The organism is Pontibacter populi (assembly GCF_040278685.1).
In the GTDB taxonomy this organism is placed as follows: domain Bacteria; phylum Bacteroidota; class Bacteroidia; order Cytophagales; family Hymenobacteraceae; genus Pontibacter; species Pontibacter populi.
Genome location: NZ_JBEOKT010000019.1, coordinates 26,293 through 38,695, shown reverse-complemented (window position 1 = coordinate 38,695; position 12,403 = coordinate 26,293). Strand labels below are relative to the sequence as shown.

Genomic DNA, 12,403 nt, shown 5'->3' with positions numbered 1-12,403 from the left:
ATTTTCAGTCTTTTTTGCAGACCATCAAACGTAGCAAAAGCAAATGAAAGTAACAAAATAGTAACAAAATATATTTTGTTATGGCTATACTTAGCCAGAAAGCGCCTGACAAAAGTGTCTAAATTGGCTAAAAAAGCGGTTTTACTTGTTGATATTTGGCAACAATCAATGGTTTAGTTGCCCTACGGACTACTGAAAGGGAAAAGTGATTATTTTGATCGCTTTTCCCTTTTTCTTTTTCTACCAAAAACCCCTGTATCTGGCTGGAAAGGGCGAAAAAGCCATTTACTCTTTGGGTTCGATAACTCTCCATTTCACGGTCATAATACACGCCATCGGGAAACACCATCGCTTGCAGCTGTTTACGGGCTTGCACATTTGCTTTACTCCATGATTGTGAGATAGTTACCGCTTTTTCTAAGCCCATTTTAATGAACTCTTTAGGGTTCGATAACGCTGGCGCGCACTTTTCCAGATTCTGCTCTATTTCCAGCAGCTCTGCTTTTAGTTCTGTGCTGAATTTTGTGAAGAGGTCTTTCTCAATTTCGCCGAATGCATAGCGTCGCTCAAGCGTGTCCAGCTTCTTTTTGAGCTCGGTGTGCTGCGTGGTCAATCGCTTTTCATCTATCCTACTTTCTTCTGTTAACTTATAATAAGTCTCTTCCATGATCTCAGCCAGCTTCGGCAAATAGCGCGGGTCTACTTCTAGCTCAGTTAAAAAGCCTTCGTACAGGTTATGCAGCTTATTAGCGTTACGGTTAAGCTTGCAGCCAATGGTATTGCACTTGTAGTAATGGATCTGCTTTTTCTTCATCTCGTAGCCAGTCAACGGCTTACGACAGCTACCACACTTGATGTGATGACGCAGCGGTAGTTCTTCGTCTTCCTTTACCTGCGTATAGCCATGCGCGTTCTGCGCCTGCAAACCGTTTACCTTTAAAAACATTTGACGCGTGATTAACGGCTCGTGCTGGCCTTCCACCACTTCGCCATCCTCCAGTAAGCCATGGCTTATTAAACCGCAGTAAAACGGGTTTTTAAACAGCTTGGTGATAGTTTGGTTATAGAGCACTAAACCTTGTGCTTTCAGGCGCTTGATAATATCTGTATTAGATAACCCCTGTTCTGCTTTCAACTGAAAAGCCAGGCGAATGAGTTTACCTGTTTTATTAGGCTTTAAGACCACGTCCTTACCCACAATCACTTTATCATAGCCCATCGGCACTTTACCTACCCAAAAACCACGCCGAACGCGGGCTTCCATCCCTGTCATACATTTCTCTCGTCGCTGGTCGTTATCGAACTGCGAGAACAGGAACTGGATACCCTGTTGCAGCTTACCGGCGGCTGTCTGGGTGTCTACCGGCTGGGTAACAGCTACTACCGAGATGCCCATACGGCCTAGTTCATCGACAATACCGATCGCAGAAGAGCCGGTGCGGGAAAAGCGGTCGTGCGAGTAGACAATGATATAGCCTACCCTAAGCTTGCTTTTTTTCACAAACTCGAGCATCTTTTGAAATTCCTTGCGCTCGTCTGATTTCGCGCTTTCATAGGTGCCACCAAACTTACCCACCACCTGGTAGCCATGGCGCTCAGCGTAGGCCGTGCAACGATCTAACTGCGTCGAAAGGCTTTGGTTCGTCTCGGCCTGTTCTTTGGTCGATACGCGGGTGTAGATGATGGCTACCTTGCCGCGTGGAGTAGCTTTCTTACTACCCTTCTGCAGTGGCCGGGCAAAAATGCTCAGCTCGTTGCCTTTCCCTGTTGTAGACCGTAGTGCAGCTGGCTTTTTAGCTGTTGCAGGCTTGTTATTAACAGTCTTGGCTTTAGCTTTTGCAACCGTTGTTTTAGCTGCTTTCTTAGTTTTGGGTGCAGCTTTAGCTACTTCAAGCAGGGCTGCTGTTGTTTGTTTTTTCATGTTCTATTCTGGTCAACGGGAAAGGGACTTTGTTACTTTTTTGTTACTCTGGCCTTTGGGTATTTGTACTTTCGAAACGTTAGCTGACGTAGCCTCTTTTTCAATATCAACTATAATAGCTATCGGCTTTTCCTGCTGATGTTGGTTAAACACCCAGGCTGAAAAGCGAAGCATAAAATCTACCTTTGCGTGCGCTTCTGCTTCGGTTAAGTGTTCCAGCCCCGGAGTTTGCCGTAGCTCGCGTATATGGCGCTCTACCGATTCTACTTCTTCCGAGAGCTGCTTGTAGTAGCTATCATACCCGCTCAGTTGTTCAGCTTCGTCAAGTTCTACTGCGTTAGAAACGCTTATTTTGCCCTTCGGCTGTACTAGTTTGTGTTTACTGTACTGTTGTTGGTTTTTCTGTTTTTTAGATAAAGTTTTCACTGTTGTGTTTGCCAGTGCCACAGGTCCGGGGCTACCGGTACTAAGGCGGGCTATTACGTTAGGGTGCGGGGCAACCGCTACCCTTGGCTCTTACCGAATCAACGTTTGGTAAGAGTGAGCTACTTGGTACTAAATTCTTCGGCGGTGTTCTTTGGTAAACTTTAACTTAGAGCCACCACGGTTTTCTAATTCAACTGACTGATAATTCTTGAGTGCCAGCGTTTCGATTAATTGCTTTGATACTTCTTCATCCAGATGCCCATCTGAGGTAGTTCGCAAGGTGATTTGACGCTTCTCATCAAAAGTGATCGTTACCTGCCGGAAACTTTTATTGCGTATAGCACGAACTACTTGAAGTTCTTCATCAGATAGCAAGGCCAATCGTGGAATGTAATCAGCTTTGTCTTCATCCAGGATAAAAGCTGCCAGGTGTTGGGTAATGGACAGGAATACATGCGTTCTGCCCAACAGCACTTGCCCTTCCGGCCCCATGCCCTGCATCTCATCCAGCCACGGTGCCAGGTCGCCCGAAGGAAAGATCAGGATGCCGGCTTCCTGCTTGCGGTACAGGGCCGCATAAACAAGGGATTCGAGCAAGCAAAGCTGCACGCCGTAACTTGCCTGAGCGGCCTGTATTTGCCCGCTTAGCTGTTCGGTGATAAAGGCTTCTACCTGTTTGGGGGACATCACTTTGCTGAGCTCGTCGCGCAGTTTGGCGATCATCGCCGGGGTTAATGCTTCCGCCGGTATTTCCTGAACTTGAAACAAATACTCGCGCAACGCTTTTACCCGTGCCAGTGGCAAACCCAGCTCGCGCAGTTCTTTGGCCATCTTCAGCCACAGGTATTCCAGAAACGAGAGTTTGGTCCAGGACTGTTCTTCGGTCTTAGGCGCTAGTCCGGCTTTCTTCCAGTCCACGTAAAGCTTGGGAGCAATACCGGTTTGCTTTAACGAAAAGATCGGCTCGCGTAGCTTTTCATAGAGTTCCGGTAGTTGCTTCATTTCCTGCAAGTCAAGCTGCAAAGCAAAATCTTCGGTGCTGGTTTCCGGCTGTGGTGTCTCCTCTCTCATGCGTAGTCAAATTAATTATTTTACCCAAAGGTAATATTTAGTTTTAACTATACAACAGCTTTGTAATATTTTTTTTATTTCTGGATAAAATATTTTGTGAAACCAGTCATGGTGTTCAAAATAGCAATGATGGTATGCAAAAAAGATAGTAATGGAAAGTGAGTAAGAAGCTCGCGTGCCCGCATGTACGCGCGTATCATGCGCAGGCGCGCGCGATTATAGAAGTGTTGCTATAGGTTGCGGACACACCGGAAAAGCAGCATTTGCGGTAAAAAAGCAACTTTCCGTATTGGCTGAATAATTTTAAGTTTTGCAGACACTATTGCGGACACGTAAGTTACGTGCGCACAAGAAGTTACAGTCAGTTTTAAGCTTGCCGGAAACAGGTGAAATTGTTACCAGAGTATGGGTTTTTTACGTGCGGAAATACGCCGGAAACTATAATTTTCTGAAAGGTGATGCGGAATCAGTAAAAACACTGTCCGCACCAGGTCTCCGGAAAACAGATAAAAGCATAGCAAATAAAACACCCACAAAACACGCTGTATCAATTAGTTACACGCAGTTTTAGAGTCCGGAAAACATGTAAAACAGCGGTCTACCGCTTTACGCGTTGCAGGGTACTCAAAGGTGGTATTTTTGATCTTCATCGAATACCAAATAGTTAAAAGAAAATTTCATGGATAAATACCATTAAAAACACCTGTAAAATCACCAAAATAGTAACTGCAAGTTCGGTAAACATGAATAAGCTAAAAAAAGCTCTATAATTCGTGAAGGGTAAGCTTAAAAACATGCTTCTACGCATTCGGAAATATCGCCGGAAAAAAGTTACTCAACCTAGGCTTTTGGTATAGGTAGGATCACGTTTAATCGCGGAACATTTTTCCGTAGACGGAAAGGCTGTTACAGAATGTTACACGCATTTCCGCACCTGTTTTTACTGAATACTTTTCCGGATTTCCAGTCCAGACGAAATTGACTAAAACAGGGTGGTTTTTCCGCAAGCGGAAACTATAAATGCCCTATTGCGGAAAGGTATTTTCACCTGGCTTCTTTAGCGGAAGCAAAAAGCCATTTCCGGCACTTGAAAAAAACCTACTATTACACCATATTAACACAGGATGTACGTAGTTTCATAAATCTCATTATTGTTCTACTACTTAACAGCTATAGTTGGCCTAATCTATAGTTTCACCTTTCATGCACTTATCACTATTTTACACTATGCTTCTAAAGTAGCATTTTACCAGTTACCCCAACAAAAGCTTTTCACTTTTCTGTTAAGGCAAAATCCGCTATTGTAGTTCACCCAAAGTACACTTCAGAGGGACGTTTTTACTGCGCCAAACACCAATAACCGTTAACTATTAACTGAGAACAGCCATTCTTTAGCTTCGGCTTTAGACAGGAAATCGCGGGTTTCGCAGGGCATGGGTGTCTGGGCTGCTATCTGGTGGATGGTGTCGATAGCGAGCTGCTGGAAAAGGTCATGCCCATTGATGTTGGCTACACGGCGTAAGTTACTGTGCTGCAATATTTTTGATGTGGTTTTGGCTATCCAGACCTGGTCTTCGCGGGTTGGGGGCGACAAGTGGGTATAATCTGCTAAAATAAGGGCTATGTTGTTGGCAACTATAAAGTTACAGGCAAAAAGCATGGCTTCTTTCAGATCAGCAGTTGGTATAGTTCCTCGCCACTCATTCCAGATCAGTTTATCTTCTGAGCTGTAGCGTATGGTTACGTAATCGTTTTGCAGTACCGTTTCTAAAATTAACGTGTGCATGCCCTGGGTTATAGTTAGTAATGCTTTTTAACCCTTTTTTTACGGCATGGGTGTTAAATGTTTATAGTTGCCCGCCCGAAACCGGAAGCTACCTGTTTAGTTGTAACTGACTTCGGGTTGGTTGTAGGCGGCCTCGGTCAGGGCAAAAGCCGGATCTACGAGCAGCACTTCATCGTAGGTCAGGTTATACAAACGGTACACCAGCACATCTATCTCCGCTTCCAGCCTCGACGTATTCGCAGCCGCATCGGCTTGTTTTATAGTTAGTATCTGCTCTACCAGCGAAGTTATAGTTGCTTTCGTTTCTTCGTCTCCACTAACTATAGGAATCTGAAAAGTATAAGGTGTTTGCATAGCTAAGGCACCACCCTGCAACTTAGAAGCAATTTGATTAATAAAGTACCATGTAACCTTAGAGTTTAGTAGACCTAATAAGTATAAATCTGCATTAGGTATGATAAAGGTTTTATTGTTTGAATAAGCTCCAACTTCATCCCAAGTAAATGCCTGAAAAGTAGCAATTTCTTGAAATAGAATTTTGTTCTTTTGAAATTCATGATAGTAAGCACATGCCCTTAGTTCCCACCAAAAATTACCTTTATCTGCTCTTTTCTTAGCTTTTTCTTCATGTGGTGCTAAGAAATTAGCCAACGAAGTATAATTTTCCTTAATCCATTCCCATGGTTCTAATTCAGAATCTTCCATTCTTTCATAAGTAAAACCTGCTGGAAAAAGGATTAAGTACTTATCAACTTTAGGTTTTTGATAACGTTTAACATCTCGGCCTGCGATGAAGCGCTTTATAACTCGTGCACTTCTTTCATCTTCATCAATTAATCTCTCCGCTGTAGCTTCATCAATAACAAAAGCTTCGTTTAAGCCAGTTAAAACTCCACGATAAATCTTACCATCCACATATTCTCCAAGTGGAGTTCCGGTGTTTTTCAGTTTCTCTAATAACTGTTGTGCAATGCTGTTGGAAAGTGTCCAGCCAGAAGCTGGCAGCAAATCAGCCTGGACATCAAAAGCGTTTTCTGCAACATAGTTGGTTAAGCTTTTCTCGAATTGCAGCGTATTTATAGTTACCGCTTTAAATCTATAGTTTAGCTCCGGTTGCTGCTTCGTCACCGAAACTATAAGCGGGTATGTAGTTGCTTCTTCAAATACCGGCAAGTCGCCAAAGTCGAGCAGCTCCATTAAACTATAGCTTTGCAGCCACTGACGCAGCGCCTGTCCGTAGCCGGCACGCATCCATTTGTTAGGTATAATGTAACTGAACTTGCCACCTGTTTTGAGCAGTTGCAGTCCGCGCTCCACAAAGTAAACATACAGGTCGGCGGTTCTTCAAAAGCTTTCTGCAGGTATAGTTTAAAGTTGCCAAGTTCTTCCTGGCGTATGTACGGTGGGTTCCCGATCACCACATCAAAGCCTTTATAGTTGCCTTCCTCGTCCAGCACTTCCGGAAACTCGAAACGCCACTCAAAAGCGCCTTCGTATACTTTGTTGGCTTCAATATCGGCCCGCTCCTGCTCCAGTTGCTGCAGCTCTTTCTGTAGTTTGGTTAGTTTGGTTTTGTCTACTTTTTTGGCTCCGAACAGGTCTGGGTCCTGCATTACGGCTATAGTTCCGCGCAGCTTGCTCATGCGCTCACGCATCGGGTCGTTGTTGGCCAGCGTCGTCCTGAAGCCCTGCTTTATCTCTTCCAGAAAAGCTTCGAGTTGCTTTTTGGTGTCTTTGGAGTTGGTGTTTTTATAGTTGGCAACTGCCGTGCGGTAGGCCTACAAACTATGGCCCTTCTTCCCGAACGCTTCGTGCAGATCGGCGGTGAGCGGGTAGCGGCTCAGCAGCGAGTTGCCTTGCTTTATGTTAATGTCGATGTTAGGCAGCGTCTGCAGCTGGGTGTAGTTGGCGGCAGGTGTGCTGCTTTCGGTTACACCTTCAGAAGTAGTGTAGTAGGCGTTTTTGAGCAGTTCTATCCAGAGGCGCAGGCGGCATATCTTCACCGAGTTCGGGTTTATATCTACGCCAAACAAACAGTTCTCAATTATGGTCTGCTTCTCATGGAAAAGTGCTTCCTGCAGCTCCTGTGTATGCGGATTTATAGTTCGGTGTCCGTCGGGGTGCTGGTGCACGGTGTAGCTGAAGGGCTCGCCGTGGTTATCGGTAACTATAAGCTCGTCGTTCTGCACTTCTATGCTGCCATAGTGCAGTGGTTTGCCCTGCCGGTTCAGCAGCAGTTTCAGTTCAGCTTTTATAACTATAAGCTCATCAAGTGCGCTAACCAAATAGTGCCCCGAACCAACCGCCGGGTCGCAGATGCGCAGTTCGTTCAGCAGTTGGTTATACTCTTTTATGGTTTCTAAACTATAGTTCTGATGGATGCAGAAAGCAAGGGATTCGAATGCCGGTCCGGCTATAGTTGTATCTATGTTCCAGTTATACTTCTCGGCAAAGCGCTGCACCACGGCACGGCGTATAGCTTCGCGGCTCATGTACATGGTTATAAAGCCCGGCGTGTAAAAAGAGCCGTCGCGGTAGCCGTTTATCTTTTCAAATATCAGCCCCAGCACCGAAGCCGTTATCAGCGTTTTGTTCTCCTCCTGTATCTCGCCTTTGCCCTCAGCCCCAAAATCGTAACTACCTAAAAAGCGCAGCAAATATTCCAGGGTGTGCAGTTCGGGTTCGGTCTTGCCCAGTGGTTTGCCCTGCTGGTCGCGCAGTACGGTTTGGGGGTAAAGCGGAAGCAGGCTTCGGTCTTTTAAGTTAGAGATGCGCAGCGTGCGTTTCTCCAGTGCCGTGGTCTCAAAAAGCGACGAGTTCAGGTACGGGATATGGCTATACTTCTGGCGTACGTTGCTGCTTCGGTTTTCAGGTTGCTCAGCCAGCACATCAAAAAAACAGCTCGTTCAGGTCATCAAACTCTTTCAAGTTGGCCGTGCTCATAAAGCTGTACTTCTTGTCGCCGTGGTGGTAGCTTATCAGTTGTGCTTCCAGCAGCTTCAAAAACAGGATGCGGTTCATCCAGGTAATGCACAGCTCCAGGGCCACGTTAAACAGTTGCTCTTCGCGGGTGCTGCCAAAACTATAGGGGTTATCCAGCCCGCCAATCAAATCCTCGGATTTCAGTTTCTGGTACGCACTTTCCAAAAGCGAGCCGTGGTTAGGTTTTGCTTTACGTTGGATGAGCTTGCGGCCTCCCTCCTTCACTTCCTCCAGTCCTATCAGGTGCAGCAATTCCTGGTAAAACCCTTTGTCCAGTGAGTTGGCATCGTTGGCAAAAGGTTCTTTTAATAAGTGCGCCGGCGAAAGCAGCTTATACAGCGCCACCAGTTTCACATCGTCTTTCAGGTCTGTGTTGTGCAGCGGCTTCTCAAAGTCTAAAAGGTTGAAGTGGGTAAAAGTTATAGTTTCAGATAAGTTGGCAAGTATAGGTGCAGCAATCTCTTTATAAAAAAAGTCGGTTCCGGCGCTTGCCTTGCGGCCTTCGCTCCAGTCGGTAAAGTCTTTCTTAAGTTGCGTGTTACGGTAAAACAGGCGGTCAAACTCCAGGGCATCAAATACAAACCACTCGTGCACGCTAGTAATTACAAGGTGTTTGATGTCGTGGTTTTTGTGCTGCACCCGCTCGCGCAGGTAATACAGTAACAGCTCGTGCATGGCCTTATAGTTCAGGTTCTGTTCGGTAGGCATGTCGGCTTTGTTGGTGGGCCGTTTTACTTCCAGCAGTACGCCGGCGTTGCTTTTGGTGCTGTTGCCAGTATGTATCACCAGGTCGGTTTTGCCCTTGGTGTTCAGGCCATAGTTGCTGTAGAATGCCTGCATCAGAAAATCGCGCAGGTGGTTCTTGGCGTATTCTTCGGTTTCGGTCAGGTCTATACTTTGCAGCAGGTTTTTCAGCGCTGTTTTAAAACGCTCAATTTCGGTTCGGCTTGTTTTCAGGCGCAGGTAGGCTTTGTTCAGGGCCAGTTTCGGCTTTAGAATGTGGTGCTGCATGTAAGTCGGTTTGTTTATACAGCAAGACAGATATAGTAATTATAATATGCGAATTCGGTAAGATCAGGTTAGCTTTTACCATAAACTATGGCATATTCCTCTACTCAAAAACTCTTAAGCTAAGTACTAATAACCAAAGAATATTTACTTGCTCTGTTTTAATAAACTGTATATTTAATAAGGTAAAATGACTAGAGAGAAATGAACAGCGTATTTAACCCGGCAACGACAGAGGAGCTCATCACCCGTATTCACAAACTACAGAAATACTCCAGACCACTTTGGGGCAAAATGAACGTAGCTCAGATGCTGGCCCATTGCAACGTAACCTACGAACTGGTTTACGAAGACAAGCACCCGAAACCAAACCCAATTATGAAGTTTTTGGCAAAGTTGTTTGTAAAAGATTTCGTGGTAAATGAGAAGCCCTTTAAGCAGAATGTGCACTCAGCCCCGCATTTTAAAATTGTGGATACAAAAGAATTTGAAACAGAAAAGAGCCGCCTGATCACTTATCTGCAAAAGACACAGCAATTAGGCCAATCTTATTTTGAGGGGAAAGAATCGCACTCATTTGGTCCGCTGAACAGCAGCCAGTGGAATAATATGTTTTACAAACACCTAAATCACCACCTGAGCCAGTTTGGCGTGTAATCAGGTAAGTTTTCCAAAACTATAAGCTGGAAATAAATGGTATAAGTTTCTCCTACTTTCAGCACGATCAGATACGATTGAAAACCAGCATTACATGCCAGCACCAACTGCAAAAGCATAGTTAATGAAAAGAAAGCAGGAGTGATTATAGAAAGATCTTTTTTTTAAATGGGGTATTACACCATTAAGAGGAAGGAAAGCAAGAAGGACTTAGGACAAATGCTAATAAATACCAGCCCTTCTTACTCCGAAAAACAACTATAAAACTAGAAAAACAACTAATCTAAAGAACACTTAGGTATTAAGTTTACGCTGGTATTATATTAAAGTTATTGAATGTTTATGACTGAAGTTTATGCTGCTAGTCACCATACATTTCCCAGATTGGAAAAGAAACAAGAAGGGCTTGCTATAACAGTAGAGGAAGTTGTTGCCCTTCCCGTTCCAACATCAAACAATATTTATGAAAGTACCTGCTTCTACGCTGAAAAACATTGCTAAGTTCAAACATAGAGAATTATTTATTCTTCTTCAGCCAAGTAACAGCAGCTTCCCTGCTGGTAAAGTTCTCAACCGCATACGGCAGGGATTGTAACACATCTATTTCCTTCAGGAATTGCCTTACAAAACTTTCCCGCTTCTCATCTGGGGATATAAGCCTTACCAGCTTTTGCAGTCCGGTAACAGCTAAATCATTTGACAACAGGGTCAAGATGGTGTTGTAATCTTCCTGATGCATGTCCAGCTGGCTACTGCTGGTATCGAGTAACAAATACGGGATATGTTTTTCCTTCAGGGTCTTGACCATGACGGCGAAGGCGGCATATATATGCAGCATTTCTTCCTGCTTCATGTCAGGACGGGTCGCATATAAAATATCAGTTGCTGCATCGTAATCCAGCACCATGTACCCGTTATGGAATAGTATCACATGATAAAACGTAACATTTAATGTCGTTACGCAAATAAAGATAATATGATGTAAAGGTTAGCCTTCCTTATGCAGCAGCCACCGGACGGCATCTGCCTTAGATGAAAACATCTGCACTTCTACCGGCAACGGTAAAGCTTCGTTGATATTAACTAACATGGAAGCAATCTTTTGTTCACGGATAGCATCTGAAGTGGTCAGGCGGGCTACTTTCTGAAGGGACGTTTGCAATAAGCCAACGGTCAGTTGGGCCATATTGGTTTTGTATTCCGTTTCGGACAGGTCTTGCGTGTTACGGGTAAAGTCCAGTAGCAAGCGGGTGATGTTGTATTCTTTTACGAACGTGATGATAGAGATAAAGGCACTCCGAACTTCTCTTGCATCGTAGGGACGAATAGATGGCTGGCAGGTTACTAACAGGTCTTGTGCTGGCTGATAGTCCAGTTCAATGATATGGTCTTTATAGAGTATCAACGGCAGAATGTGTATCTGACGCCAAATATAGCTGCTTTAGTTTGTTAATCCCTGCTGCGTCTATCTCTTCTCCTACCAACGGCAGCAGTTCTGCCAGCAGCGTCGCATCTGTAATGTACATACGGCTGACATACACCCCTTCCAGAAAGAAACGGCAATACGTGCGTTCGCTTGTTACTGTAAATACCAGCAAATCTGATTTCGTAAGTTTGTTCAGGAACTTGGTTAATTCAAGCATAAGAAAGCGTAATACACTGCAAGTAAACGCAAAAGTAGGCGAATTGATACGACTTAAAAAAGAATTTGTAGCATCTTTTACGACAGCCTTTAGGGATAGGTCGAAAATTCGGTTTCCCCCTTACCCTTTTAAAAGTAAGACGTAAGTGCCGCGTACAATTTTATTATTTATTTGGAAGGTATACTTTCTGAAAAGAATTTTCTCTTCCCTGCTACAGCAACAATATTAAACTTATTGATGGTCATCAAGAACTGGATAAGGCTGTAGACACCGCTTACAGGCCGCATGCGTTCATTACAGAAGCTAAGCACATGGAAACTGATTTGAACTATACGAACGCTATACAGTCGGATTATTCGCGAAAAAGAAAGAGAAGAAAAAAACTAAAAAAGCAGCTCCTGATACGGAATAGCTACACCCCACTTATGTCAGTGGCCCTATTTAGATGCTTACATATATGATGCAAAAAAGAAGCCCAACCATATCACAGGTTGGGCTTGCTTTACGCTTAGCTTCTATAAGGTTTGCATTAGTCGTTTCGGTCGCGTGAAACGGTACTGATATTGTTGTTGACATCTATTACAATGTCATACTCGTGGCACGTATCCATTTGTACTGTTTCCACCAATTCAGTCTTATCCAGTGTAATCGTAAAGGTAACTGTTCCTTTTGCATAACTGCTTGCGGCTGAAGTGCTGTTAGGCATCACGTTGTTGATGTTTTCTGTATTACCGTTTGAGGTTTTAATCTGCACACTGGCTTCCAAAGTTCCCTGGTTGATGACCCTTGCACGCGGGTTCTCATCATCACACTTATCGCAGCTGCTCATTCCGGCCATAAACAGGCCTGCTATCACTGTTGTCATTAAGAATCTAAATACTTTCATGTTTGCTTTTTAATTGTCCTACT

Annotated in this window: 12 protein-coding genes and 1 pseudogene; 1 reads left to right on the top strand and 12 read right to left on the bottom strand. The window is 44.3% G+C overall.

Annotated features, from left to right (window positions below; genetic code table 11):
- Positions 1–127: 127 nt before the first annotated feature.
- From ABS362_RS16625 to ABS362_RS16590, 8 genes and pseudogenes are all read right to left on the bottom strand, one after another.
- Entirely contained in the window at positions 128–1,921 is a 1,794-nt protein-coding gene (locus tag ABS362_RS16625) for a recombinase family protein (RefSeq protein WP_350413817.1), read from the bottom strand.
- A gap of 12 nt (positions 1,922–1,933) precedes the next feature.
- Complete coding sequence (locus ABS362_RS16620; RefSeq protein WP_350413815.1) at positions 1,934–2,347, bottom strand: hypothetical protein; 414 nt, start codon at positions 2,345–2,347, stop codon at positions 1,934–1,936.
- Positions 2,348–2,476: 129 nt separating this feature from the next.
- The gene (locus ABS362_RS16615; RefSeq protein WP_350413813.1) at positions 2,477–3,418 is read right to left on the bottom strand and encodes a hypothetical protein; all 942 of its coding nucleotides are present in this window, start codon (positions 3,416–3,418) and stop codon (positions 2,477–2,479) included.
- Positions 3,419–4,781: 1,363 nt separating this feature from the next.
- Positions 4,782–5,204, bottom strand: a complete 423-nt coding sequence (locus ABS362_RS16610) for a hypothetical protein (protein WP_350413811.1) — start codon at positions 5,202–5,204, stop codon at positions 4,782–4,784.
- A 96-nt stretch (positions 5,205–5,300) separates the two neighbouring features.
- Positions 5,301–6,401 carry a TaqI-like C-terminal specificity domain-containing protein gene (locus ABS362_RS16605; RefSeq protein ID WP_434086530.1) on the bottom strand — a complete coding sequence of 367 codons (1,101 nt, stop codon included), beginning with the start codon at positions 6,399–6,401 and terminating at the stop codon, positions 5,301–5,303.
- A 24-nt stretch (positions 6,402–6,425) separates the two neighbouring features.
- Positions 6,426–6,817: pseudogene (locus ABS362_RS16600) on the bottom strand (Eco57I restriction-modification methylase domain-containing protein); the annotation flags it as partial.
- 165 nt (positions 6,818–6,982) lie between these two features.
- The gene (locus ABS362_RS16595; protein ID WP_350413807.1) at positions 6,983–8,092 is read right to left on the bottom strand and encodes a type IIG restriction enzyme/methyltransferase; all 1,110 of its coding nucleotides are present in this window, start codon (positions 8,090–8,092) and stop codon (positions 6,983–6,985) included.
- A gap of 1 nt (position 8,093) precedes the next feature.
- On the bottom strand, positions 8,094–9,197 hold the full coding sequence (locus tag ABS362_RS16590; RefSeq protein ID WP_350413805.1) for a DUF7149 domain-containing protein: 1,104 nt from the start codon (positions 9,195–9,197) through the stop codon (positions 8,094–8,096).
- Positions 9,198–9,398: 201 nt separating this feature from the next.
- Here ABS362_RS16590 and ABS362_RS16585 point away from each other — a divergent pair, with 201 nt between their 5' ends.
- The gene (locus ABS362_RS16585; RefSeq protein WP_350413804.1) at positions 9,399–9,851 is read left to right on the top strand and encodes a DUF1569 domain-containing protein; all 453 of its coding nucleotides are present in this window, start codon (positions 9,399–9,401) and stop codon (positions 9,849–9,851) included.
- A gap of 517 nt (positions 9,852–10,368) precedes the next feature.
- On the opposite strand, the gene ABS362_RS16580 is transcribed toward ABS362_RS16585, so the two are convergent.
- The 4 genes from ABS362_RS16580 to ABS362_RS16565 form a co-directional block, all read right to left on the bottom strand.
- Complete coding sequence (locus ABS362_RS16580) at positions 10,369–10,758, bottom strand: hypothetical protein (protein ID WP_350413802.1); 390 nt, start codon at positions 10,756–10,758, stop codon at positions 10,369–10,371.
- An 81-nt stretch (positions 10,759–10,839) separates the two neighbouring features.
- Complete coding sequence (locus ABS362_RS16575) at positions 10,840–11,256, bottom strand: hypothetical protein (protein WP_350413800.1); 417 nt, start codon at positions 11,254–11,256, stop codon at positions 10,840–10,842.
- Positions 11,243–11,494, bottom strand: coding sequence for a hypothetical protein (locus tag ABS362_RS16570; protein WP_350413798.1), 252 nt, complete (start codon positions 11,492–11,494; stop codon positions 11,243–11,245). Before ABS362_RS16570 ends, ABS362_RS16575 begins: the two co-directional genes overlap by 14 nt.
- Positions 11,495–12,023: 529 nt before the next feature.
- Positions 12,024–12,380, bottom strand: a complete 357-nt coding sequence (locus ABS362_RS16565; protein WP_350413796.1) for a hypothetical protein — start codon at positions 12,378–12,380, stop codon at positions 12,024–12,026.
- Between the last annotated feature and the right edge of the window lie 23 nt (positions 12,381–12,403).